The sequence below is a fragment of the Pantoea sp. B623 genome, assembly GCF_024814475.1.
Classification (GTDB): domain Bacteria; phylum Pseudomonadota; class Gammaproteobacteria; order Enterobacterales; family Enterobacteriaceae; genus Pantoea; species Pantoea ananatis.
Genome location: NZ_JANUXM010000004.1, coordinates 3,420,692 through 3,445,678 on the forward strand (window position 1 = coordinate 3,420,692; position 24,987 = coordinate 3,445,678).

Consider the following 24,987-nt stretch of genomic DNA (forward strand, 5'->3'; position numbering starts at 1 on the left):
CCTCACACTTTGGGGTTGGTTAACTCGCTCAGCAATGGCAGCAGCACTTTAACGCTGTCATGGGTACGAAGACCAATCCGGCCGGGTAGCCAGTGATCTAAAAAATCCAGATTATCGCGATCGGTCTGATGCCAGGTCGTGCCATCCGGGAAATGCCGGGAACGGGTGCGTTGCTGTTCACCATCCTTGCTGCCCAGGTTCCAGTTTCGCGCAGTGACATCAAGCAAAGGGAATCCTGCCGCGTCGAAAGGATTGATGCCCTGAAAATCAGTGCTCTTCATCTGACGACTGACGGCAGAAATGCCATAGCGGCGAGCCAGCAGTAAGGCGCGTTCGCTGGTCTGTTTACGCACGGCGCGCGGCGTGTTGATGCCGCTGTTGAAATAAAGGTGGTCGCCCGTAATCAGGCTGTTGAGATCGATCACCAGCAGCGTATTTTTTTTCTCTTTCTCACTCATGCGTGCCACATAGTCTTCCATGCCGTGCAACTGTGATTCGCTGGCGCTGAGCGCGACAAAGCGCACGCCATAATGGAGCGGTTTATGACTCATCTGCCGGGCCAGTTCCAGCATCACGCCAAGCCCGGATGCATTGTCATCAACGCCTTGCAAACGCAATCCGCCTACGCTGCGCGCGGTTTCACTGCGGGTGAGCGGAATCCAGGTATCCAGGCTGGCGACAACCAGGATTTCCTGGGGCGCACTGCCTTCACGCGCGGCAATAACCGATGTAGCGGTAAGCTTATGCCAGCGCGAGGTGCCGTCATTTTCATGCCAGCTGTAGCCGGTATTAAACTGCCGGGTATTAGTTTCAAAACCGAGTTGGGTAAACTGCTGCTGCAGATAGTCGGCCGCCATCAGTTCAGCCGGGCTTCCGCTCATGCGGCCGGGAAAATAGGTGGCAATATGACGAACCTGTTGCTCAGCAAAGTGCCCGGTGAGGTCGGTCACGGCCTGAGCGCTAAAAATAATGCAGCCGCCAAGCAGTACGGCCAGGCGGAGAAAGGCAGACATGTCGGGTTCCTTGTGGATCATTCCGTAAAAGAGGGCCATATTTTTTTGTGCCTAGTATGAAACTGTGACGGTGATTACACAATTTGAATCGTCCGGAAAGCCTCATAAGATCATTCGCTAAGCACATTTTGTTCTGAGCTTTTGCCGAGCGTTATTCCATTCGGTAACATCTCATTCCAATTCGTAATTTCATCTCAATAAACCTGTGAACGTATAGTCGCGATAACGCTTCGTAACAACACTAGGGTTAACGTGGATTATTTGCCTCTTTTTGCCGATCTCGCAGGTCGACCCGTACTGGTCGTCGGCGGCGGAGATATCGCGGCGCGCAAGATTGAGCTGCTGCGTCGGGCCGGGGCGCGCATTCAAATCGCCTCACGCGAACTCTGCCCCGAGTTACAGGCTTTGCTGGATGAACAGCAGCTTGAATGGCTGGCCACGTCCTTTGAACCCGCTCAGCTCGACAAGGTCTTTCTGGTCATTGCCGCTACCGATGACAATGCGCTGAATGCGCAGGTCTATGACGAAGCGAATGCCCGCCACAAGCTGGTAAACGTGGTAGACGATCAGCCTAAATGCAGCTTTATTTTCCCCTCTATTGTTGATCGTTCGCCACTGGTCGTGGCGATCTCCTCCAGTGGCACCGCGCCGGTGCTGGCCCGCATGCTGCGCGAGAAACTCGAAACGCTGCTGCCATCCCATCTGGGCCAAATGGCCGAGCTGGCGGGTCAGTGGCGTGACAAAGTCAAAGCTCGCTTCAGCCGTATGTCCGATCGCCGTCGTTACTGGGAAAGAATATTTAATGGCCGTTTTGCCAGTCAGATGGCGACGGGCGACGTTACGGCCGCTAAACAGACGCTGGATAGCGAACTGGGCGATCAGCCGCCCCGACAGGGCGAAATTATTCTGGTTGGCGCGGGGCCTGGCGACAGCGGCCTGTTAACCCTGCGCGGACTGCAGGTGATGCAGCTGGCGGATGTGGTGCTCTACGATCATCTCGTCAGCGATGAGGTGCTCGATCTGGTCCGGCGCGATGCCGATCGTATCTGCGTAGGCAAGCGTGCCAGCGCCCATCTCCTGCCGCAGGACGAAATTAACCAGTTGATGGTGCAGCTGGCGCAGAAAGGCAAACGTGTGGTGCGCCTTAAAGGCGGCGATCCCTTTATTTTTGGCCGCGGCGGCGAAGAGTTGCAGGCGGCGCAGCAAGCGGGCATTCCATTCCAGGTCGTGCCTGGCGTAACGGCCGCCGCAGGGGCTACCGCCTATGCCGGCATTCCGCTGACGCACCGTGATTACGCACAAAGCGTGCTGTTTATCACCGGACACTGCCGTCCGGATGGCGATGATATTGACTGGCCATCCCTCGCGCGTGCCCGTCAGACGCTGGCGATCTACATGGGCGCTGTCAAGGCGGCTCACATCAGCCAGCAGCTTATTCTTCATGGGCGCGCCGCCTCAACACCGGTTGCGGTGATTGGGCGCGGTACCCGGCCGGATCAACAGGTATTGACCGGCACACTCGAACATCTGGAGACGCTGGCAGCGTCAGCGCCTTCCCCGGCCCTGCTGGTGATTGGGGAAGTGGTTAATTTACACGGGCAACTGGCCTGGTTTCAGCATTCGGCACAGCAGGGGGCTCGCGAGTCCGCCGTTGTCAATCTGGCTTGAGAGGAAAAACGATGGACCAAAAACGACTCACTCATCTGCGCCAACTGGAGGCGGAGAGCATCCATATTATCCGCGAAGTGGCAGCCGAATTCGGCAATCCGGTCATGATGTATTCCATCGGCAAGGATTCCTCTGTCATGCTGCATCTGGCGCGTAAGGCCTTCTACCCAGGCACGTTGCCGTTCCCGTTGCTGCACGTGGACACCGGCTGGAAATTTCGCGAGATGTATGAATTCCGCGACCGCACCGTCAAAGCGATGGGCGCGGAGCTGTTGGTACATCGCAATCCCGAAGGGGTGGCGATGGGGATCAATCCCTTTGTGCATGGCAGTGCCAAGCACACCGACATTATGAAAACCGAAGGCCTGAAGCAGGCGCTGAATAAGTACGGCTTTGATGCGGCCTTCGGCGGCGCCCGTCGGGATGAAGAGAAGTCACGTGCCAAAGAGCGTATTTACTCGTTCCGTGACCGTTTTCACCGCTGGGACCCAAAAAATCAGCGCCCGGAACTGTGGCACAACTATAACGGCCAGATTAACAAAGGCGAGAGCATCCGTGTTTTCCCGCTGTCTAACTGGACCGAGCTGGATATCTGGCAATACATCTTCCTGGAAAACATTGAGATCGTGCCGCTTTATCTGGCCGCGCCGCGTCCTGTACTGGAACGTGATGGCATGTTGATGATGATCGATGACGATCGTATTAACCTCCAGCCAGGTGAAGTGATCAAACAGCGCATGGTTCGTTTCCGTACCCTTGGGTGCTGGCCGTTGACCGGTGCGGTGGAATCTGAAGCGCAAACCTTGCCTGAGATTATTGAAGAGATGCTGGTTTCCACCACCAGCGAGCGTCAGGGCCGTGTGATTGACCGCGATCAGTCCGGTTCGATGGAACTGAAAAAACGTCAGGGTTATTTCTAAGGAGACGCCAGATGAATACCGTAATTGCACAACAGATTGCCGAACAGGGCGGCGTTGAAGCCTGGCTGACCGCACAACAACATAAAAGCCTGCTGCGTTTTCTGACCTGCGGCAGCGTCGATGACGGCAAAAGTACGCTGATTGGCCGCTTGCTGCATGACACGCGTCAGATCTATGAAGATCAGCTGTCTTCATTACAAAGCGACAGCAAACGTCACGGCACCCAGGGCGAGAAACTGGATCTGGCGCTGCTGGTCGATGGCTTACAGGCCGAGCGCGAGCAGGGGATTACCATTGATGTCGCCTATCGCTATTTCTCCACCGAAAAACGTAAGTTCATCATCGCCGACACGCCAGGCCATGAGCAGTACACCCGCAATATGGCAACGGGCGCATCAACCTGTGACCTGGCGATCCTGCTGATCGACGCCCGCAAAGGCGTACTGGATCAGACGCGTCGCCACAGCTTTATTTCGACGCTGCTGGGCATCAAGCATCTGGTTGTGGCGATAAACAAAATGGATCTGGTGGATTACCAGCAGTCTGTGTTTGAGCAGATCAAGCAGGATTACCTCGATTTTGCCGGCCAGTTGCCTGAAGACCTGGATATTCGCTTTGTGCCGATGTCGGCGCTGGAAGGCGAAAACGTCGCCTCACAGAGCCAGAGCATGCCGTGGTACAGCGGCCCGACGTTACTCGACGTTCTGGAAACCGTGGAGTTAAACGCGGTGGTGGATCACCAGCCGATGCGTTTCCCGGTGCAGTATGTTAATCGTCCCAATCTCGACTTCCGCGGTTATGCCGGTACGCTGGCCTCTGGCGTGGTGAAAGTGGGACAGCGCGTTAAAGTCCTGCCTTCAGGCGTGGAGTCCACCATTGCCCGCATTGTGACCTTTGACGGCGATCTGCAGGAAGCGGGAGCGGGCGAGGCCATTACGCTGGTCCTGAACGACGAAATCGATATCAGCCGTGGCGACCTGTTAGTGGACGCCAGCGCCGAGCTGCGCGCCGTTCAGTCCGCCACCGTCGATGTGGTGTGGATGGCTGAGCAGCCGCTTCAGGCCGGGCAGAGCTACGATGTAAAAATCGCCGGTAAGAAAGCCCGTGGACGAGTGGAAAAGGTCATTCACCAGGTTGAGATTAATTCACTGGAGAAACGGCAGGTGGACAATCTGCCGCTGAACGGGATTGGCCTTGCTGAGTTTACGTTTGATGAGCCGCTGGTGCTTGACAGCTATCAGCAAAATCCCGTAACCGGCGGCATGATCATTATTGACCGTCTGAGTAACGTCACCGTAGGCGCGGGGCTGATTCATGAGCCACTGAACGATCGGCCGCAGCACAACGGCGAGTTCAGCGCGTTCGAACTCGAGCTTAATGCACTGGTCCGTCGCCACTTCCCGCACTGGAATGCGCGCGATCTGCTGGGCGGTCAGTAATGGCCCAACACGATGAAAACGTAGTATGGCATGACCATCCGGTTACGCAGCAGGCACGCGAACAGCAACATGGCCATCAGGGCGTGGTACTGTGGTTTACCGGCCTTTCGGGGTCCGGTAAATCCACCGTTGCGGGGGCGCTGGAGCAGGCGCTACACCGCATCGGTGTCAGCACCTATCTGCTGGACGGCGATAATGTCCGTCACGGGTTGTGTCGCGATCTGGGCTTTAGCGATGAACATCGTAAAGAGAATATCCGCCGTGTAGGCGAGGTAGCCAAACTGATGGTGGATGCCGGTTTGGTCGTCCTTACCGCCTTTATCTCACCGCACCGTGCCGAGCGCCAGATGGTGCGCGATCTGCTGGACAGCGACCGGTTTATCGAGGTTTTTGTCGACACGCCGCTGGCAGTGTGTGAAGCGCGCGATCCTAAAGGGTTGTACAAAAAAGCCCGTGCAGGCGAGTTACAGAATTTCACCGGAATAGACAGCGTTTATGAAGCGCCGGACCAGCCAGAAATCTGGCTTAACGGGGAACAATTGGTTACAAAACTGACGGCCCAATTGTTAGATCTGCTGCGTCAGCGCGATATTATCAGTTCCTGAACAGACAGCGGCAAAGCGCCTTTCGTTTTGCCGCCTTCGCGTTGACAGGATATTTATGCAGAACATTACTCCCATGCTGGCACGCAAAGACCACCGTACACCGGATGAGCCTCGTTCCGTCCTTCCTGGAGGCGTCATTGGCTTTATCTGTTACTGGTGCGCGCTTGCCATACCTTTCCTGTTGTACGGCTCCAGCACGCTGTTTTTCTTCCTCTACACGTGGCCCTTTTTCCTGGCCCTGTTTCCCGTTTCCGTTCTCACAGGAATGGTATTGAATACCTGGCTCCGTGGGCAACTGCTCTGGACCGTTCTGATCTGCGTTGCTGCGGTGGCCTGTCAGTTCTGGTTACTGTTCCTGTTTCTGTCCCGCTGGTAAGGACACTGATGTCCAAACGCAGCAGCAGGTTACAAAAGTTTTCCTGCTTTGCGTCCGATCTTTTCCTCCCTTTTTTGTCTGCCTAAACGGCATTGCACGCCATTTTTACTGCCAGTGTGGAGTCCTGGGTAAAGTTATGGGATGATTGGGCCGTTTTTAGGGGGCGGGATGGGAAAACTGACGTTACTGCTGTTGGTGCTGTTGGGTTGGCTGCAATATTCATTGTGGCTGGGTAAGAACGGCATCCATGACTTTACGCGCGTCAACGATGACGTTGCGGTACAAAAGGCGAATAACGCCAAATTGAAAATGCGCAACGATCAACTCTTTGCTGAAATTGACGATCTCAATGGCGGCTCTGAAGCGATTGAGGAACGCGCACGCAGCGAATTAGGCATGATTAAGCCTGGTGAAACCTTCTATCGTCTGGTCCCTGACCAGAACAAACGCAACGCGCAACAAGCCGCGCAAAACCAACAACGATAAAACATGAACAATCGGTCCCACTCTGCGGATGTGATTGCCGTTGTGCCCGCTGCCGGTATCGGCAGCCGCATGCAGGCAACCTGCCCTAAACAGTATCTGACGATTGGTCAGCACACCCTTCTGGAACACAGCATTGCCCGTCTGTTTTCCCATCCAGCTGTCTCGCAGGTTATCGTCGCGTTAAGCCCAGACGATCGGCACTTTGCTGCTTTGCCTCTGGCAGACGATCCGCGCGTGATTTGCGTCACCGGGGGCGATACTCGCGCGGAGTCGGTTCTGGCCGGCCTGCAGGCAGCTCAGGGTGCCAGCTGGGTGCTGGTTCACGATGCGGCACGGCCTTGCCTGCATCCTGACGACCTGGATCGTCTGCTGCAGTTGCGGGAAACCAGCAAAACGGGCGGCATTCTGGCGGCGCCCGTGTGTGACACCATGAAACGCGGCGAGCCTGGTCAGGCGGCGATTGCGCACACTGTCGATCGCGACAACCTGTGGCACGCTTTAACCCCGCAATTTTTCCCCCGGGCCTTACTGACGGCCAGCTTGATGCGAGCCTTGAACGAAGGGGCGACCATTACCGACGAAGCCTCGGCGCTGGAGTACTGCGGTTATCATCCTGAGCTGGTAACAGGCCGTAGCGACAACATCAAAGTTACCCGCCCGGAAGACTTAGCCCTGGCGGCTTTTTATCTCAGTCAGATTCAGTCAAAGGAGAGCACATAATGCGTATCGGTCACGGTTTTGACGTTCACGCCTTCGGTGGAGAAGGTCCGCTGGTGATTGGCGGTGTGCGAATCCCATTTGAGTATGGCTTTATTGCCCATTCCGATGGTGATGTGGCGCTGCATGCGCTCACCGATGCGCTGTTGGGCGCGGTGGCCATGGGCGATATTGGCAAGCTGTTCCCGGACACCGATCCGGCGTTCAAAGGCGCGGACAGCCGCGGGCTGTTGCGTGAAGCATGGCGTCGCATTGAGGCCAAAGGCTACTGCATTGGCAACGTCGATGTCACGCTGATTGCCCAGGCACCTAAAATGCTGCCGCACGTGCCGCAAATGCGCATTAACATTGCCGAAGATCTGGGCTGCCACATGGACCAGGTTAACGTTAAAGCCACCACCACCGAGAAACTCGGTTTTACCGGTCGGGGTGAAGGTATTGCCTGTGAAGCGGTGGCCTTACTGTTGAAAGTAGAACCGGCATGACGCTGCACTACCTGCAGGGTACGCCAAAGGCGACAGGCGTGATTAAAGCGACACCGGAAGATTTCGTGGTCGTGGAAGATTTGGGTTATCAGCCGGATGGCGAGGGTGAGCACGTGCTGGTGCGCATTCGCAAAAGCGGCGCCAATACCCGTTTTGTTGCCGAAGCCCTGGCGAAGTTTATGAAGGTCAGCGTACGCGACCTGAGCTATGCGGGCATGAAAGATCGCCACGCGGTTACGGAACAGACGCTTTGCTTTCGCGTCCCCGGCAATTCCATGCCCGTTCTGGCGGGGTTTGCGCTGGACGGCGTTGACATACTTGAGGTGGTGCGCCATAAGCGCAAGCTGCGCATCGGTGCCCTGGCGGGAAATGCATTCCGGCTGGTGATCCGGCAGGTCAGCCATCGTGAGGAAACAGAGGCGCGGCTGGTTAGCATCCGTGATAACGGCGTGCCCAACTATTTTGGCGAACAACGCTTTGGCCGCAACGGCAATAACCTGGTGACGGCGGCTAAGTTAGCGCGGAACGAGATTCAGATACGCGATCGCAGCAAGCGCGGACTGATGCTCTCGGCGGCGCGCAGTGCGCTGTTCAATCAGGTGACCAGCATGCGTTTAGCGCAGCAGGGCGGATTAACCCAGGTTATGAACGGGGATGCACTGCAGCTTACCGGTCGCGGCAGCTGGTTCGTTGCCCAGCCGGAAGAGCTGGCCGAGCTGCAGACGCGTGTTAATCAGCATGCGCTTCGCATTACGGCACCGTTGCCGGGGCAGGGCGAGCCCGGCCCTCAGGCGGATGCGCTGGCTTTTGAACAGCAGTGCCTGGCCGATGCCGGTGAGCTGCGCGGTCTGCTTGAGCGTGAGCGCGTGGATGCCGGGCGCCGGGCGATGCTGGTGGTTCCGCGCGACCTGCGCTGGCGCTGGCAGGATGAGGCCACGCTGGAGATGCAATTCTGGCTGCCCGCAGGCAGCTTTGCCACCAGCGTTGTCCGGGAGTTGCTCAACAGCACCGAGTTACTTGATATGCCTGACGAATAAGCCACGACGTCGCCTGTGTATCAGAACCGGCCTCGTCGTCAGGCTGCCAACGAGCCGCGTAGGCGGCCCGTTGGCATGGCAGTGTGCGTATTTCACTGTTCCAGATGCTTTAACATCGTAGCGACCTTGCTCTTTTCCTGCCCGTTCGTTTGATTTTCGCCTACCACTTCCTCTCGCTCACCGCTAGAATGCAAAAGTCGCTGTCCACTCTTAACTTGTTGCCATGCCTCAAAACAGGTCCATATAACGGCGGCCCGGTTGAACAGAAAAGGTCAGAATTAAATGCGGATATTGCTCAGCAACGATGATGGCATCCACGCGCCTGGTATTCAGACGCTGGCAAAGGCTTTGCGTCAATTTGCCGAGGTGCAGGTTGTGGCACCGGATCGTAATCGCAGTGGTGCCTCTAACTCATTGACGCTGGAAACCCCGTTGCGCACCTTTACCCATGACAATGGGGATATTGCCGTGCAAATGGGTACGCCCACCGATTGCGTTTATTTGGGCGTGAATGCGCTTATGCAGCCCCGGCCAGACATCGTGGTGTCAGGCATTAATGCCGGCCCCAATTTGGGGGATGATGTGATCTATTCCGGTACGGTAGCGGCCGCAATGGAGGGCCGCCATCTGGGATTGCCCGCCGTGGCGGTATCGCTAAATGGCCAGCTGCACTATGACACTGCCGCGGCAGTGACCTGTGCCATTCTTAAAGCGCTGACGCAACAACCGCTGCGCACCGGACGCATCTTAAATATCAACGTGCCCGATTTGCCTCTGGCTAAAATAAAGGGCATTCGCGTCACGCGCTGCGGTAGCCGTCATCCGGCCGATCGGGTGATTGCGCAAACCGACCCTCGTGGTAATCCGCTGTACTGGATTGGACCGCCCGGTGAAAAACTGGATGCGGGCCCTGAGACTGACTTTGCCGCCGTGGATGAGGGTTATGTGTCAGTGACTGCATTGCACGTCGATCTGACTGCGCATAATGCGCAGGCTGTTCTCAGCACCTGGCTGGCCAACGCTGAGGTACACCTGGCATGGTAAGTCGGCGTATTGAGACATTGCTGTCACAGCTGCGTCAACAGGGCATTAAAGATGAGCACCTGTTAAAAGCCATTGCCGATGTCCCGCGCGAACGCTTTATTGATGAAGCCTTCGAGCACAAAGCCTGGGACAACATGGCGCTGCCCATCGGGTCCGGTCAAACCATCTCGCAGCCCTATATGGTGGCACGCATGACCGCGTTGCTGGCGCTGACAGAGCACGCGCGCGTGCTGGAGATTGGCACCGGTTCCGGCTACCAGACCGCCATCCTCGCCCACCTGGTTGAACACGTTTACTCGGTCGAGCGCATTAAAGGCCTGCAGTGGCAGGCCAAACGGCGCCTGAAACAGCTTGATTTACACAATGTTTCAACCCGACACGGCGATGGCTGGCAGGGTTGGCCGTCTCGTGGCCCTTTTGATGCCATTATCGTTACCGCGGCACCGCCTGAAATTCCGATTGCGCTGATAGCGCAACTGGCGGAAGGCGGCATTATGGTGCTGCCCGTAGGTGAGGAGCAGCAGGTGTTAAAGCGTCTGCGCCGCCGCGGCAATGAGATTACAGAAGAAACCATTGAGCCGGTCCGTTTCGTTCCCTTAGTTCAGGGCGATCTGGCCTGACTGCCTTGTTAGCATTTCTTCATAACTGTTTCATGGAATCAGGTAGTTGATATTGCTACTATCCAGTTCATTCAACGAAAATCCAGCGTTTAACGTGCCGCACAGTGTATTGTGCTGGTGAGACGAGTAAGTCAGTTTTTTAAAGGTTGCCACCACGGGGGATTAATGAGCACGGGAAGCACAATTTTTCAGTTACGCCGTCTGGCGGCGCTTTCACTGGTGAGTTTTTGGCTGGCAGGCTGTAGTTCAGGCGATAATACTCAGGCGCCGATAAGCAATATCGGCGACAGCAACAGCGTTAATGACAACAGTAATATGGCTGGCTCTGGTACTGCGCCAGCCACCGGCGGCGTGCCCTCTGTGCCACCGCAGGGCGGAATGTTAAGCCGTAGTACACCTTTACCGCAGAACAATTCGGGAATCATTAGTGCCAATAATAATAATGTGCAAACTGAAAATGGCCGGATTGTGTACAACAGAAGTTATCAGAATATTCCTAAAGGTAGCTATTCTGGCCAGACCTACACCGTAAAACGTGGGGATACCTTGTTCTATATCGCCTGGATTACGGGCAATGACTTCCGCGATTTAGCGCAGCGCAACAACGTTCAGGCCCCTTACAGCCTGAATGTGGGACAGACGCTACAGGTTGACAACGGCTCGGGTCAGCCCATTACCGGTGGCAACGCCATCACCGCTGCAGATGCAACGCAAAGCGGCGTTGTGAGTGCACCACAAATAAAACAGGCCCCTGTTGCACAGCAGCCTGTTATTACGTATTCTGATGATTCGGGTGAATCGAGTGGCAGCAAATTGTTGCCTTCGAAGGGAGCAAATGTTGCAACGACAACAGCTCCAGCCGTTACCGCACCACCTACGGTTAGCAGTACAACTAACAGTTCAACCCCTGTGGGAAGCTGGCGTTGGCCAACTGAAGGTAAGATCATCGATAACTTCTCTGCCGCCGAGGGTGGCAATAAAGGCATCGATATCGCAGGTTCGCGCGGACAGCCAATTGTAGCCACTGCTTCAGGAAGGGTGGTTTACGCAGGCAATGCGCTTCGTGGTTACGGTAATTTAATCATCATTAAACACAATGATGATTACCTGAGTGCCTACGCCCATAACGATACAATGCTGGTCCGGGAACAACAGGAAGTTAAGGCTGGGCAAAAGATCGCTACCATGGGTAGCACCGGAACCAGTTCAGTTAGATTACACTTTGAAATTCGTTACAAGGGGAAATCCGTAAACCCGTTGCGTTATTTGCCGCAGCGATAATCCGGCAGAGTCCTCAGGAATCTGCCCTGGAATCACGGGTAGGAGCCACTTATGAGCCAGAATACGCTGAAAGTAAACGAGTTACATGAGAACGCGGAATTCGAAGAGAATGGAGCAGAGATTTTTGATGAGAAGGCACTCGTTGAAAATGAATCTGGCGACAATGATGTAGCAGAAGAGGAGTTGCTGGCGCAGGGTGCGACGCAACGTGTACTTGATGCTACTCAACTCTATCTTGGGGAGATTGGCTATTCTCCATTGCTGACGGCAGAGGAAGAAGTTCTCTTTGCTCGCCGCGCATTACGAGGTGATATTCCTTCTCGTCGCCGCATGATCGAAAGTAACTTACGCCTGGTGGTTAAGATTGCCCGACGTTACAGCAATCGCGGTCTGGCTCTGCTGGACCTGATTGAAGAAGGTAACCTCGGCCTGATCCGCGCCGTTGAAAAGTTTGATCCAGAACGTGGATTCCGCTTCTCAACGTATGCCACCTGGTGGATTCGTCAGACCATTGAACGGGCAATCATGAACCAGACCCGTACAATTCGTTTGCCAATCCATATTGTTAAAGAACTGAACGTTTATCTGCGTACTGCGCGTGAACTTTCTCACAAGCTTGACCATGAGCCGAGTGCGGAAGAAATTGCAGAACAACTGGATAAACCGGTTGATGACGTTAGTCGTATGTTGCGTCTCAACGAACGCATTACCTCAGTTGATACTCCACTGGGAGGAGATTCTGAGAAAGCGCTGCTGGATATTCTGGCCGATGAAAAAGACAACGGCCCAGAAGACACTACGCAAGATGACGATATGAAACAGAGTATCGTTAAATGGTTGTTCGAACTGAACGCTAAGCAGCGCGAAGTGTTGGCTCGTCGTTTCGGTCTGTTGGGCTATGAAGCGGCAACGCTCGAAGATGTTGGCCGTGAAATCGGTTTAACCCGCGAGCGTGTTCGCCAGATTCAGGTTGAAGGTTTGCGCCGTCTGCGTGAAATCCTGCAGGGTCAGGGCCTCAGCATTGAAGCACTGTTCCGCGAATAAGCCGTCACAGAGCACATCAACAGAAAGCGATGGTTAACCCCATCGCTTTTTTTTATCTGCGTGTTATGCCTCTGCCCGCAGGGCAAAATACTCGCCTGACAAAAAACAGGGCCGACGGGCCGCATCTTTTGTCAGGCACAATGTTACATCCTCCGGAAAACCGCGCTGTATCAGTTCTGCTGCTGACGAACAGTGAAACAGCGCCGTGAAATCCTGCAACTGATGAGCGTGCCAGGCTGCGACAGCGGTCTGTGCTTCCGGTGACAGCGAGTTTCGCTCAAGTGCGGCAATGATCCCCCCGGCAACCACATAGTCCTCAATACAGGGGCGAAGGCTCCCGTCCGGCCAACGCTCGCCGCAAGGGACAATCAAAAGACGTTTAAAGGGGCGGCAGGCCTCGGCGGTGGCAGTGAGGTTTCTCAGACAGCCTGTCAGCACGGGCACGCCCCACTCTCGTGCCCGGAAGCAGGTTGCGGAGCCATTAGGGGAAGGCAGTACCAACTTTTCACCAGGGCGAACGCTGAGCAACGTTCGGGGCGACAGGCTGTAGCCTTCGCCACCGAATCGCCTGTCGCTGTTCGCCGCGACAGCACCGACGGACTGCGCATAATGGACGACAGTCTGATCTTTCCAGGGATAGGGATACACGCGTGCCCCGTTCTCCACCGCAAGACTGACGCAGGTGGAAAAGGACATCACATCCACTATCACAATGGCATCCACATTGCCGGCAAGATGATCCAGTGCGGCGATGCCCCATTCGAGACGAATTGCAAACGCGTCCTGACTGTACCAGTGCATAAGCTGTTCCTGAAGTGTGAGGATAACAGGAAGGCGCAACCCGCTAAGTTACCCCTGCCTGCGCAATAACTTTTGCAGCCGTCTTTGCTGCCAACGGCGGATCGCTTCCTTGAAAATAAACAGGCGTAATGCTCTGACCACGAGTAAGGCTCCCCAAATAGCAGCGACCCAAAGTGACCAGCGCTCATTCGGCGAGGTAAAGTGGTTGAGGACGAACAGCAGTGTGCACACTACCACGGCGCTAAACAGAGAACGGTAAAACCGACTCTCGGCAGCAAGCTGCAGGCGGGCATCTGAAATGTAGCTGTCCAACGCTTCGCCGTTCTCCGCTGATGCCTCGCTGGTCAGGTCGGTGATTTTACACGCAAAGACGGCCGCCAGCGCACTCAACGTTTCCAGACTGGGTGGATCACCGTTTTCAATGCGTTGTACGGTTCGGGTGCTGAGTCCGGCCATTTCGGCCAGTTGCTCCTGTGACCAGGCGCGGGCAAGACGATATTCTCTGACTTTATTCAGGTTACGCATAGTGCAGTCTCCGAAAGAGTAAACAATCGGTAAGCAGCATCCCCGGTTAGCGTCGTCAGGAACACGATCGCAGCACGACAGGCACACGACAGCAGTATGACACCGCTTTAACGGCCGGTCATAGCGTAAAGCAGTAACAGAAAAATGCGCCAGCAGAATGGGAAACGCGGGCGCAAGAGAAGGTGGACGCGCAGTCAGTTTCCGCCCAGTCAAGGGCGGCAGTGATCAGACCAGCGATTTAAGTCGATAGATCCAGTCCAGCGCCTGTCGCGGTGTCAGCGTATCGGGATCCAGTGCCTCAAGTGCTTCCACGGCAGGGGAGGTTTCTTCTACCAACAGCGGCAACTGCGAGCCGTCAATGTTTGACGTCGCGGACTGACTGGAAACCGTTTCGAGCTCTTTCAGCTTATTGCGCGCCCGTTTAATGACCTCTTTGGGCACGCCCGCGAGCGCAGCTACGGCCAGTCCGTAGCTTTTACTGGCAGCCCCGTCTTGCACGCTATGCATGAACGCAATCGTATCGCCGTGTTCAACTGCATCCAGGTGAACGTTAACCACGCCTTCCAGTTTTTCAGGCAGGGTCGTCAGTTCAAAGTAGTGCGTTGCAAACAGGGTCATCGCTTTAATACGGTTAGCCAGATTTTCCGCACAGGCCCAGGCCAGCGATAAACCGTCATACGTCGAGGTGCCGCGGCCGATTTCATCCATCAGGACCAGGCTGTTTTCTGTCGCGTTGTGCAGAATATTGGCCGTCTCGGTCATTTCAACCATAAAGGTCGAACGCCCGGAGGCCAGATCATCTGCCGCGCCCACACGGGTGAAGATACGATCCAGTGGACCAATGACCACCTCTTCGGCAGGAACGAAGCTGCCAATCCAGGCCATCAGGGCGATTAATGCCGCCTGGCGCATGTAGGTACTTTTACCGCCCATATTCGGACCGGTGATGATCAACATGCGGCGTTGTGGGGCCAGAGAGAGCGGGTTCGCGATAAAAGGTTCTTTCAGGACCTGCTCCACTACCGGATGGCGGCCGGCGGTAATTTTAATCCCGGGCTTGTCGTGCAGCGTGGGACGGCAGTAGTTAAGTGTCCAGGCACGTTCTGCGAGGTTACTCAGGACATCCAGTTCGGCCAGCGCCGCCGCACTGAGCTGCAGCGCTTCAAGATGCGGCAACAGCTGGTCAAACAGGCCTTCATACAGGCTTTTCTCCAGCGCCAGCGCTTTGCCCTTAGAGGTAAGGACTTTATCTTCGTACTCTTTCAGCTCTGGAATGATGTAGCGCTCTGCGTTCTTCAACGTCTGACGGCGAACATAGTGGATAGGCACCTGATGGCTCTGGCCACGGCTGACCTGAATGTAGTAGCCGTGAACGCCGTTAAAGCCCACTTTCAGGCTGTCCAGACCGAGCTTTTCGCGTTCGCGAACTTCCAGTCGATCCAGATAATCTGTTGCGCCATCGGCGAGTGCTCGCCACTCATCAAGCTCGGCGTTATAACCGGGCGCAATAACGCCACCATCCCTGATTAATACCGGGGGGGATTCGACAACGGCCTGCTCAAGCAGAGTGCGCAGTTCGCTAAACTCGCCCATCTGTGCACGCAGCGTTTTCAACTGGGCGGATTCGGCGTTTGCCAGCAGATCGTTGAGTTCCGGCAACTGCTGAAAGGCATGGCGCATGCGCGCCAGATCACGCGGGCGCGCCGTTCGCAGCGCCAGTCGGGCCAGAATACGCTCTAAATCACCGACCTGGCGCAGAAAGGGTTGCAGCACATCGCTGAGCGGTTGCAGCTCTGCAATTGATGCCTGTCGTTTCGCGATGATACTACTGTCACGCAGCGGCATATGCAGCCAGCGCTTTAGCATCCGGCTTCCCATTGGCGTGACGGTTTTATCCAGCACGGCGGCCAGCGTGTTCTCTGTTCCGCCCGCAAGATTTTGCGTAATTTCAAGGTTACGGCGCGTGGCCGCATCCATAATGATGCTGTCCTGCTGACGCTCCATGCTAAGAGAGCGGATATGGGGCAGGCTGGTTCGTTGGGTATCTTTCACATACTGCAGCAGACAGCCGGCGGCGCGCAGACCCAGGTGCGCCTGCTCAACACCAAAACCGTTTAAGTCTCGTGTGCCAAACTGCATGTTGAGCTGCTGACGCGCCGTGTCGATTTCAAACTCCCAAAGCGGACGGCGACGTAAACCGCGACGCTGATCGATAAGCGCCATCGCAGCAAAATCTTCCGGATAAAGTAGCTCGGCAGGATTCGTTCGCTGCAGTTCTGCCGCCATCGTTTCCTGATCGGCAGGTTCACTCAGGCGAAAACGGCCTGAGCTGATATCCAGCGTGGCATAACCATAGCCGCGCGCCCCCTGAACAATTGCCGCCAGCAGGTTATCCTGGCGTTCCTGTAACAGGGCTTCATCGCTGATGGTGCCCGGGGTAACAATACGCACGACTTTGCGTTCCACCGGGCCTTTACTCAGCGCAGGGTCGCCAATTTGCTCACAGATGGCGACTGATTCACCGAGTTGTACCAGCCGGGCTAAATAGTTTTCGACGGCGTGATGGGGCACACCGGCCATGGGAATCGGCTCGCCTGCCGAGGCACCGCGTTTGGTTAAGGAAATGTCTAACAGCTGAGAGGCACGTTTGGCATCGTCATAAAACAGCTCGTAGAAATCGCCCATGCGATAAAACAGCAGGATATCCGGATGCTCAGCCTTGAGGCGTAAATATTGCTGCATCATTGGCGTGTGCGTACTCAAGTCCATGTGCGCTGTTTTGTTCATCTCATTCTTACTCAAGGTTGACTCTTCCTTTTCCCGTCACGGTTTTCGCTGGGTTAAACAAGGGTGATAGGCAGCGACCATCATGCTGCATATGCCGCGCGGAAATAGTACCATTTTACGGCTCCTGCATCATCCGGCTTACCGCAGCGGGTAACGAAGTTAGCAAAGCCGGGTCGCCAACTGAATGATTTTTTTGATGAGAGAGAAAGCAGTAGAGGCATTTCACAAAACAGCCGGTTTGATTGTTAAAAAAAGTGTTTTTTTTACGATCTCGTTTGTATGTATCCGCGTTGAACGATTAACATTAAAATCCCTGGTCTGGCCTGTTATATGGATATCTGATGCGTTTTAAGCTTGCTTACCTTCCGCTTTTTGCCCTGCTTGCTGCCTGTAGCAGTAAGCCACACTCTTCGCAGCCGCCCGCCGAACTGGTTGCGCCTAAAGGTGGCTTTTTGCTGGAGCCGTCTCATGCTGTTCAGCCGATGTTTGGTGACTTCGCCAGCAATCCTGTTGCGGAACAGTTCATCGACAAAATGGTGGCGAAACACGGCTTCGACCGTGAGCAACTGCACGCCATTATTGGCCAGGCTAAGCGGCTGGACTACGTCCTGCGTTTAATGGATCGTCAGGCACCGTCCTATACACCGCCGAGTGGGCCTAACGGCGCATGGATTCGCTATCGCAATAAATTTATCACACCGGATAACGTGCAAAATGGCGTCGCGTTCTGGAATCAATATCAGGATGCACTGCAGCGTGCGCAGCAGGTCTACGGCGTTCCGCCTGAGATTATTGTTGGCATTATCGGCGTGGAAACGCGCTGGGGCCGCATCATGGGGAAAACCCGCATTCTGGACGCGCTGGCAACGCTCTCATTTGATTACCCGCGCCGTGCTGCTTACTTTAGCGGTGAGCTGGAGACCTTCCTGCTCATGGCGCGTGATGAGAAGGACGATCCGCTCGATCTTAAAGGCTCCTTTGCGGGCGCGATGGGCTACGGTCAGTTCATGCCATCGTCCTACAAAGCTTATGCGGTAGATTTTAACGGTGACGGCCATATCAATTTGTGGGATCCCGTCGATGCGATAGGCAGTGTCGCACACTATTTCCAGCAGAACGGCTGGCGTCCGGGTGAAAATGTTGCCGTGCCAGCCAGTGGTCAGGCACCCATGCTCGAAAACGGTTTCAAAACCCGTTACAACGTCAGCACGCTGGCAGCATCGGGGCTTTCTCCACAGGGTTCGCTGGATGGCCATGACGAGGTCAGCCTGCTCCGTCTGGATCTCGGCACCAGCTACCAGTACTGGTACGGCTTGCCTAACTTCTATGCCATTACCCGCTACAACAACAGCACGCATTACGCGATGACCGTGTGGCAACTGGGAGAGGCGGTCAGCAAGGCGCGTCAGGGATCGCTGTTTTAAAACTACCCTTAGCAACTGTAAGGATATATGATGACGGCCCTTTATTCTGTGCCGTCCTCATTTTCTGGAGCCGTTATGTCTTTACCTGCTTGCCCTGTTTGCCATGCCGATTACACCTGGCAAGATGCTGAAAATCTTAACTGTCCGTCCTGTGGTCATATCTGGACTCAGGCTGAAGGGGATGACAGCGGTCAGGATTTGATCGTTCGTGATGCAAACGGCAATTTACTCGCCGATGGCGACAGCGTCACGGTCGTTAAAGATCTGAAGGTCAAAGGCAGTTCGTCTGTGCTGAAAATAGGCACCCGGGTTAAGAGCATCCGGCTGGTTGAAGGCGATCACAATATTGATTGCAAGATCGACGGATTTGGTCCGATGAAGCTCAAATCTGAGTTTGTGAAAAAGAACTGATTCTGCCGGGCGCCTGCTCGCTGCGCCCGATCTTATTCCTGTCAGCCCGACCGGGCTTTTCCCTTATAAAGACCTCCTGCCCGTTTGCGTGCCGCTGACATATTTTGCTGTTGGTCGGGCACTTTATGTTTATTTATACGTCTCATCTTCTGTGAATCTTTAACCCCTGAGAGGAGATGCAATATGCAAGACTGGGATCCCGCGCTGTATCGTAAATTTGAGGCAGAAAGAACGCGGCCTGCGCATGAATTACTGGCACGAATTGAGGTTGAAGATGTCCGGTTCGTTACCGATCTGGGCTGTGGCCCCGGGAACAGCACCGAACTGCTTTACGATGCCTGGCCGCAGGCGCAGGTGATCGGGCTTGACAGTTCTGCCGCCATGCTCGCGCAGGCGCGGGAACGTTTGCCTCAGTGCCAGTTTATTCAGGCGGATATCGGCAACTGGACAACCGACATCCCGCAGCAGGTCATTTATGCCAACGCGTCGCTGCAATGGCTTGGCGATCATCCCACCCTGTTACCACGGTTAGTCAGTCAACTGGCACCTGCCGGTGCGCTGGCGGTTCAGATGCCCGATAACCTGGAAGAACCTTCGCATCAGTTAATGCGTGAGGTCGCGGCATCCGGCCCCTGGCGCGACAAGATCAGCGCGCAGGCGGCGGAACGCAAAAAATTACCCTCAACTGAACACTATTATGACGTGCTGACAAAGGCAGGCTGCGCGGTTGATATCTGGCGAACCACCTACTATCACGTTATGGACGATGCGCAGGCTATCATCCACTGGTTAAAGGCCACCGGGCTGCGTCCTTTCCTTGCGCCGCTGGACGTCTCTGAGCAGGAACAGTTTCTGGCTGCTTATCATCAGTGTCTTATTACCGGCTATCCCGCCCGTCAGGATGGCAAGGTACTCTTAGCTTTCCCCCGGCTTTTCATGGTGGCGACACGCAACGGCTAAACTGGAGCGTAACGCGCAATTTGTTGACTAAGCGCCCCTGAGTGCTTGAAAAAGCGCAGAGCATGCACCATGTTCACTCAACGGCGACAGGGAGCGAAAAATGAATGACCAGCAGTTGCACGCACTGAGTGCGCAGACAGGTGAGGCGCTTAAACAGCGTAACGCTACCGTAACTTGTGCAGAATCCTGCACGGGCGGCTGGATAGCAAAAGTGTTTACTGACGTGAGCGGAAGCTCTGCCTGGTTCGAACGGGGCTTTGTCACCTACAGTAACGATGCCAAACAAGAACTGGTCGGTGTCAGCGCGGCGTCACTGGCGCAATATGGCGCCGTCAGCGAGGCGGTAGTGCGTGAAATGGCCCTTGGGGCACAGCAGCGGGCGCGCGCCGATTACGCTATTTCCGTTAGCGGTATTGCCGGCCCGGATGGTGGCAGTGAAGACAAACCGGTAGGCACCGTCTGGTTTGGCTTTGCGGCGCCGGGTGGCGTGGTCATGGCTTTTCGTCAGCAGTTTGATGGCGATCGCGATGCCGTGCGCCGTCAGTCAGTTGGCTGGGCACTCCAGACGTTATCCCGTCAATTTCTGCAAAATTAAACTTGATACTGTATGACTATACAGTATAATTACCCGCAACAGAAAGTGCACAGGCACCATGCGTGCGTGTTTACCCGGCATGATTAGGAGTAGAAATGGCAATTGATGAAAACAAACAGAAGGCTTTAGCTGCCGCGCTCGGCCAGATTGAGAAGCAATTTGGTAAAGGCTCCATCATGCGCTTGGGTGAAGACCGCTCAATGGATGTGGAAACCATTTCAACGGGTTCTCTGTCACTGGATATCGCATTAGGTGCGGGTGGTTTACCGATGGGGCGTATCGTTGAGATCTACGGCCCAGAGGCCTCAGGTAAAACGACACTGACACTTCAGGTTATTGCCGCCGCGCAGCGTAAGGGCAAAACCTGTGCCTTTATCGATGCCGAGCACGCACTGGATCCCATCTATGCTAAGAAACTGGGCGTAGATATCGACAATCTGCTGTGTTCACAGCCGGATACCGGTGAGCAGGCCCTGGAAATTTGTGATGCGCTGGCCCGCTCTGGTGCCGTTGACGTCATTATCGTTGACTCCGTAGCTGCACTGACGCCAAAAGCCGAAATCGAAGGTGAAATCGGTGACTCACATATGGGCCTGGCGGCACGTATGATGAGCCAGGCAATGCGTAAGCTGGCGGGTAACCTGAAGCAGTCAAATACGCTGCTGATCTTCATCAACCAGATTCGTATGAAGATTGGTGTGATGTTCGGTAACCCGGAAACCACTACCGGTGGTAACGCGCTGAAGTTCTACGCTTCTGTTCGCCTTGATATTCGCCGTATCGGTGCGATTAAAGAGGGTGACAACGTGGTGGGTAGTGAAACGCGCGTTAAAGTCGTTAAGAACAAAATTGCAGCACCATTTAAACAGGCTGAGTTCCAGATCATGTACGGCGAAGGCATTAACACCTTCGGTGAGCTGGTGGATCTTGGCGTGAAGCACAAGCTGATTGAAAAAGCCGGTGCATGGTACAGCTATAAAGGCGATAAGATCGGTCAGGGCAAGGCAAACGCGGGCAACTTCCTCAAAGAAAATGCCGCGGTGGCCGACGAGCTTGATATCAAACTGCGTGAAATGCTGCTTAACGGTGGCGATCAAAACATCGCGGCGGACGTTGCAGGCAACGACGTTGAGAAGGCGGCGAGCGAAGCCAACGAAGATTATTAAAGCCTGAAGCAGGAGCGGATTTTCCGCTCCTGTTTTACATTAACGCCTCACGTGCCTTTCCTCTGTTCCTGTCTCCCGCCATACTCTCCCTCCGTTCGTAAAAGGTGCGCAGTATGTCTGAACAATCTCAGCCACAAGTCATCTCATTTTCACGCCTGCTGGATCGTGCGATGCGCCTGCTGGGCCAGCGTGACCACAGCCGCGAAGAGCTTAAACAAAAGCTCCAGCTGTCCGCTCAGCGTAGCGCGTGGATGAAACAAAAAGATCCTGAAATCATTACGCCCGAGCTAATGGAAAAGGTGCTGAACTGGTGTGGTGAAAACGGCTGGTTAAATGACGAGCGCTTTACCGCACGATTTATTCAGAGCCGAAGCCGCAAGGGATTTGGTTCACAGCGTATCAGGCTGGAGCTGGCACAAAAGGGCATCAGCCGTGATGCGATCGATCTCGCCATGGAAGAAACCGATATTGACTGGTCGGCCTGTGCGGCTGAACTCGCCGAGAAAAAATTTGGTCACCCATTGCCGACAGAATGGAAAGAAAAAGCCAAAGTGCAGCGCTTTTTGCATGCCAAAGGCTTTCTGAGCGAGGATATTCAGCAGGTTTTCAGAAATTTTGATGACTAAAAGTCGATGTGATTTTACTTCCCTCCGAAGAATATTTATCTTACCCCTTTTGGTTCCTTATGCTTGCTGCCGTAACGATGCGGTACGCCTGATAAAGAAGGACCTTTCGTTAGCGTGATTCCAGGATATATATGAGCAAGAGCACTGCTGAGATCCGTCAAGCGTTTCTCGACTTTTTCAATAGTAAGGGACATCAGGTTGTAGCAAGCAGCTCCCTGGTACCAAACAACGATCCGACGTTGCTGTTTACCAACGCCGGAATGAACCAGTTCAAAGATGTGTTTCTGGGTCAGGAAAAGCGTGACTACACGCGAGCAACGACGTCACAACGCTGCGTACGTGCCGGCGGGAAACACAACGATCTTGAAAACGTCGGTTATACCGCACGTCACCACACCTTTTTTGAAATGCTGGGCAATTTCAGCTTTGGCGACTACTTCAAAAAAGAAGCTATTGCGTTTGCCTGGGAACTGCTGACCGGCGAGCAGTGGTTTAAGCTGCCCAAAGAGCGCCTGTGGGTCACCGTGTATGAAACCGATGACGAAGCTTACGATATCTGGGCCAACGATATTGGCGTTCCCCGTGAGCGTATTATCCGTATCGGTGATAACAAGGGCAGCGCCTACGCGTCAGATAACTTCTGGCAGATGGGTGATACCGGGCCTTGCGGTCCCTGCAGCGAAATTTTCTACGACCACGGCGACCATATCTGGGGTGGACCACCGGGCAGCCCTGAAGAGGATGGCGATCGCTATATTGAGATCTGGAACATCGTTTTTATGCAGTTTAACCGTCAGGCGGATGGCACGATGTTGCCATTACCTAAGCCCTCTGTGGATACCGGGATGGGGCTGGAACGTATTACTGCGGTTCTGCAGCATGTTAATTCAAACTATGAAATCGACCTGTTCCAGACGTTGATTGAAGCGGTTGCGAAGGTCACCGGCGCGACCGATCTGAATAATAAATCCCTGCGCGTTATTGCCGATCACATTCGTTCCTGCGCCTTCCTGATTGCCGATGGCGTCATTCCGTCGAATGAAAACCGTGGCTATGTCCTACGTCGTATCATTCGCCGCGCCGTACGTCACGGCAATATGCTGGGTGCTAAAGACGCATTCTTCTACAAGCTGGTTGCACCACTGATTCAGGTCATGGGCGCGGCAGGCGAAGAGTTACAGCGTCAGCAGGCACAGGTTGAGAACGTTCTGAAAAGTGAAGAAGAGCAGTTTGCTAAAACGCTTGAACGTGGCCTGGCACTTCTGGACGAGGAACTGGCAAAACTGCAAGGTGATACATTGGATGGCGAAACCGTCTTCCGCTTATACGATACCTTCGGATTCCCTGCCGATTTAACGGCTGACGTTTGCCGTGAACGTAACCTCAAAATCGATGAAGCCGGTTTTGAAAAGGCGATGGAACAGCAGCGTCAGCGCGCACGTGAAGCCAGCGGCTTCGGCGCAGACTACAGCAATGTGATTCGTATCGACGCGGCTTCGTCGTTTAGAGGCTATGAGCAGTTGGATCTGACGGCGACCGTCAAGGGGCTGTTCGTGAACGGTGAAGCCGTTGACGCCCTGTCTGCCGGTCAGGACGCGGTGATTGTGCTGGATGAAACGCCATTTTATGGCGAGTCTGGCGGTCAGGTGGGCGACACAGGCGAGCTGAAAGGCAATAACGCGCTGTTTAGCGTACAGGATACGCAAAAATATGGGCAGGCGATTGGTCATATTGGCAAACTCAGCAGCGGACAATTACGCGTTGGCGATCGTCTTGAGGCGGTGGTTGATGAGGCGCGCAGGGCTCGTATTCGTCTGAATCACTCCGCAACGCATCTGTTGCATGCTGCATTGCGTCAGGTTTTAGGTGAACATGTTGCTCAGAAGGGCTCGTTGGTTAACGACAAATATTTGCGTTTTGACTTCTCACATTTTGAGGCCATGAAACCTCAGGAGATTCGTCAGGTCGAAGATATTGTTAACGCACAGATCCGTCGCAATTTGCCTGTTGAAACCCGTGTCATGGATCTTGAGGCGGCGAAAGCCAAAGGCGCGATGGCCCTGTTCGGTGAAAAATACGATCAGCAGGTTCGCGTTCTGACCATGGGGGATTTCTCGGTTGAGCTGTGTGGCGGAACGCACGCTGCGCGAACCGGTGATATCGGCCTGTTCCGCATTCAGGCCGAGTCCGGTACTGCCGCAGGGATTCGCCGTATTGAGGCGATCACAGGCGAGGCGGCTCTGGCACAGGTTTATGCGCAGAGTAGCCAGCTACAGGATATTGCCCAACTGGTGAAAGCCAACAGCAGTAACCTGAATGAAAAAGTGCGCGGGCTGGTTGATCATCTGCGTTCGCTGGAGAAAGAGTTACAGCAGTTACGCGATCAGCAGGCGGCGCAGGAAAGTGCGCAGCTGGGCAATCATGCGGTCGACGTCAAAGGCGTTAAGCTGCTGGTGACTGAGCTCAGCAACACCGATCCGAAAATGCTGAGGACCATGGTGGATGATCTGAAAAACCAGCTGGGCTCGGCGATTATCGTGCTGGCTACGGTAGCAGATGGCAAAGTGTCACTGATTGCTGGCGTAACGAAAGATTTAACCGACCGTGTTAAGGCTGGGGAACTCATCGCCGAACTTGCGCCTAAAGTGGGTGGTAAGGGCGGTGGCAGACCTGACATGGCGCAGGCAGGTGGCAGTGATGCTACTGCACTGAAAGGTGCGCTGGCAGGTGTTGAAGGATGGGTTTCGAGCCGTCTGTAATGAAATAAAATAATTCATCGTAGCAAGCGCCAGAACTGATGTTCCGGCGCTTTTTAATACGATGTTAAATTTGCTAGTGACAAAGTCGGGTTGATGTAGCGTATTTCGGCTAAACTATTTATCAGCAGAATGTATTGGCGCGTTGATGTGCAATGGTGTATTTCTCATAGCCTGTGTACAGCGTTAAGTGATGGATAA

At 54.7% G+C, this 24,987-nt stretch carries 24 protein-coding genes; 20 read left to right on the forward strand and 4 right to left on the reverse strand.

Annotation, left to right across the window (positions count from 1 at the left end; genetic code table 11):
• Nucleotides 1-2 precede the first annotated feature (2 nt).
• Nucleotides 3-1,013 carry an aminopeptidase gene (locus NXS97_RS17865; protein WP_014605170.1) on the reverse strand — a complete coding sequence of 337 codons (1,011 nt, stop codon included), beginning with the start codon at nucleotides 1,011-1,013 and terminating at the stop codon, nucleotides 3-5.
• Nucleotides 1,014-1,265: 252 nt separating this feature from the next.
• Here NXS97_RS17865 and cysG point away from each other — a divergent pair, with 252 nt between their 5' ends.
• The 13 genes from cysG to rpoS all read left to right on the forward strand — a co-directional run bounded on the left by cysG (nucleotide 1,266) and on the right by rpoS (nucleotide 12,735).
• Nucleotides 1,266-2,681, forward strand: coding sequence for a siroheme synthase CysG (gene cysG / locus NXS97_RS17870; RefSeq protein WP_013026925.1), 1,416 nt, complete (start codon nucleotides 1,266-1,268; stop codon nucleotides 2,679-2,681).
• Nucleotides 2,682-2,692: 11 nt separating this feature from the next.
• Nucleotides 2,693-3,601, forward strand: coding sequence for a sulfate adenylyltransferase subunit CysD (gene cysD, locus NXS97_RS17875; RefSeq protein WP_006120739.1), 909 nt, complete (start codon nucleotides 2,693-2,695; stop codon nucleotides 3,599-3,601).
• 11 nt (nucleotides 3,602-3,612) lie between these two features.
• The gene (cysN, locus tag NXS97_RS17880) at nucleotides 3,613-5,040 is read left to right on the forward strand and encodes a sulfate adenylyltransferase subunit CysN (RefSeq protein ID WP_013026923.1); all 1,428 of its coding nucleotides are present in this window, start codon (nucleotides 3,613-3,615) and stop codon (nucleotides 5,038-5,040) included.
• Nucleotides 5,040-5,645 (forward strand): adenylyl-sulfate kinase, encoded by a 606-nt coding sequence (gene cysC, locus NXS97_RS17885; protein ID WP_014594432.1) that lies wholly within the window; start codon nucleotides 5,040-5,042, stop codon nucleotides 5,643-5,645. Before cysN ends, cysC begins: the two co-directional genes overlap by 1 nt.
• Before the next feature lie 55 nt (nucleotides 5,646-5,700).
• A complete protein-coding gene (locus NXS97_RS17890) occupies nucleotides 5,701-6,021 on the forward strand; it encodes a DUF3561 family protein (protein WP_013026921.1) in 321 nt (106 codons plus the stop codon).
• Nucleotides 6,022-6,189: 168 nt separating this feature from the next.
• Nucleotides 6,190-6,507 carry a cell division protein FtsB gene (gene ftsB, locus NXS97_RS17895; RefSeq protein WP_024471451.1) on the forward strand — a complete coding sequence of 106 codons (318 nt, stop codon included), beginning with the start codon at nucleotides 6,190-6,192 and terminating at the stop codon, nucleotides 6,505-6,507.
• Nucleotides 6,508-6,510: 3 nt separating this feature from the next.
• Nucleotides 6,511-7,227: a 2-C-methyl-D-erythritol 4-phosphate cytidylyltransferase gene (ispD, locus tag NXS97_RS17900; RefSeq protein WP_014594431.1), complete on the forward strand. Its 717-nt coding sequence runs from the start codon at nucleotides 6,511-6,513 to the stop codon at nucleotides 7,225-7,227.
• The gene (gene ispF, locus NXS97_RS17905) at nucleotides 7,227-7,709 is read left to right on the forward strand and encodes a 2-C-methyl-D-erythritol 2,4-cyclodiphosphate synthase (protein ID WP_013026918.1); all 483 of its coding nucleotides are present in this window, start codon (nucleotides 7,227-7,229) and stop codon (nucleotides 7,707-7,709) included. The genes ispD and ispF overlap by 1 nt, the downstream gene beginning before the upstream one ends.
• Entirely contained in the window at nucleotides 7,706-8,746 is a 1,041-nt protein-coding gene (truD, locus tag NXS97_RS17910; protein ID WP_013026917.1) for a tRNA pseudouridine(13) synthase TruD, read from the forward strand. The genes ispF and truD overlap by 4 nt, the downstream gene beginning before the upstream one ends.
• A 282-nt stretch (nucleotides 8,747-9,028) precedes the next feature.
• On the forward strand, nucleotides 9,029-9,790 hold the full coding sequence (surE, locus tag NXS97_RS17915; RefSeq protein ID WP_105091904.1) for a 5'/3'-nucleotidase SurE: 762 nt from the start codon (nucleotides 9,029-9,031) through the stop codon (nucleotides 9,788-9,790).
• Nucleotides 9,784-10,410, forward strand: coding sequence for a protein-L-isoaspartate(D-aspartate) O-methyltransferase (locus NXS97_RS17920; protein ID WP_014605172.1), 627 nt, complete (start codon nucleotides 9,784-9,786; stop codon nucleotides 10,408-10,410). Before surE ends, NXS97_RS17920 begins: the two co-directional genes overlap by 7 nt.
• Before the next feature lie 165 nt (nucleotides 10,411-10,575).
• On the forward strand, nucleotides 10,576-11,691 hold the full coding sequence (gene nlpD, locus NXS97_RS17925; RefSeq protein ID WP_013026914.1) for a murein hydrolase activator NlpD: 1,116 nt from the start codon (nucleotides 10,576-10,578) through the stop codon (nucleotides 11,689-11,691).
• Between the two features lie 51 nt (nucleotides 11,692-11,742).
• On the forward strand, nucleotides 11,743-12,735 hold the full coding sequence (gene rpoS, locus NXS97_RS17930) for an RNA polymerase sigma factor RpoS (protein ID WP_013026913.1): 993 nt from the start codon (nucleotides 11,743-11,745) through the stop codon (nucleotides 12,733-12,735).
• A gap of 63 nt (nucleotides 12,736-12,798) precedes the next feature.
• Here rpoS and NXS97_RS17935 read toward each other — a convergent pair whose 3' ends face one another.
• The 3 genes from NXS97_RS17935 to mutS form a co-directional block, all read right to left on the reverse strand.
• A complete protein-coding gene (locus tag NXS97_RS17935) occupies nucleotides 12,799-13,536 on the reverse strand; it encodes a 2-phosphosulfolactate phosphatase (protein ID WP_105077309.1) in 738 nt (245 codons plus the stop codon).
• Nucleotides 13,537-13,584: 48 nt separating this feature from the next.
• Entirely contained in the window at nucleotides 13,585-14,061 is a 477-nt protein-coding gene (locus NXS97_RS17940) for a helix-turn-helix domain-containing protein (RefSeq protein WP_014594427.1), read from the reverse strand.
• A gap of 225 nt (nucleotides 14,062-14,286) precedes the next feature.
• On the reverse strand, nucleotides 14,287-16,848 hold the full coding sequence (mutS, locus tag NXS97_RS17945) for a DNA mismatch repair protein MutS (protein ID WP_014605174.1): 2,562 nt from the start codon (nucleotides 16,846-16,848) through the stop codon (nucleotides 14,287-14,289).
• A gap of 341 nt (nucleotides 16,849-17,189) precedes the next feature.
• Here mutS and mltB point away from each other — a divergent pair, with 341 nt between their 5' ends.
• The 7 genes from mltB to alaS all read left to right on the forward strand — a co-directional run bounded on the left by mltB (nucleotide 17,190) and on the right by alaS (nucleotide 24,789).
• Complete coding sequence (gene mltB / locus NXS97_RS17950) at nucleotides 17,190-18,272, forward strand: lytic murein transglycosylase B (RefSeq protein ID WP_013026909.1); 1,083 nt, start codon at nucleotides 17,190-17,192, stop codon at nucleotides 18,270-18,272.
• Nucleotides 18,273-18,347: 75 nt separating this feature from the next.
• Nucleotides 18,348-18,683, forward strand: coding sequence for a zinc ribbon domain-containing protein YjdM (locus NXS97_RS17955; RefSeq protein WP_014605175.1), 336 nt, complete (start codon nucleotides 18,348-18,350; stop codon nucleotides 18,681-18,683).
• Between the two features lie 183 nt (nucleotides 18,684-18,866).
• The gene (gene tam, locus NXS97_RS17960; RefSeq protein ID WP_014594424.1) at nucleotides 18,867-19,643 is read left to right on the forward strand and encodes a trans-aconitate 2-methyltransferase; all 777 of its coding nucleotides are present in this window, start codon (nucleotides 18,867-18,869) and stop codon (nucleotides 19,641-19,643) included.
• Between the two features lie 100 nt (nucleotides 19,644-19,743).
• Nucleotides 19,744-20,238: a nicotinamide-nucleotide amidase gene (gene pncC / locus NXS97_RS17965; protein ID WP_013026906.1), complete on the forward strand. Its 495-nt coding sequence runs from the start codon at nucleotides 19,744-19,746 to the stop codon at nucleotides 20,236-20,238.
• 95 nt (nucleotides 20,239-20,333) lie between these two features.
• A complete protein-coding gene (gene recA / locus NXS97_RS17970; protein WP_014594423.1) occupies nucleotides 20,334-21,404 on the forward strand; it encodes a recombinase RecA in 1,071 nt (356 codons plus the stop codon).
• A 113-nt stretch (nucleotides 21,405-21,517) separates the two neighbouring features.
• Nucleotides 21,518-22,030, forward strand: coding sequence for a regulatory protein RecX (locus NXS97_RS17975; RefSeq protein ID WP_014594422.1), 513 nt, complete (start codon nucleotides 21,518-21,520; stop codon nucleotides 22,028-22,030).
• Nucleotides 22,031-22,161: 131 nt separating this feature from the next.
• On the forward strand, nucleotides 22,162-24,789 hold the full coding sequence (gene alaS / locus NXS97_RS17980) for an alanine--tRNA ligase (protein ID WP_116220033.1): 2,628 nt from the start codon (nucleotides 22,162-22,164) through the stop codon (nucleotides 24,787-24,789).
• Nucleotides 24,790-24,987 lie beyond the last annotated feature (198 nt).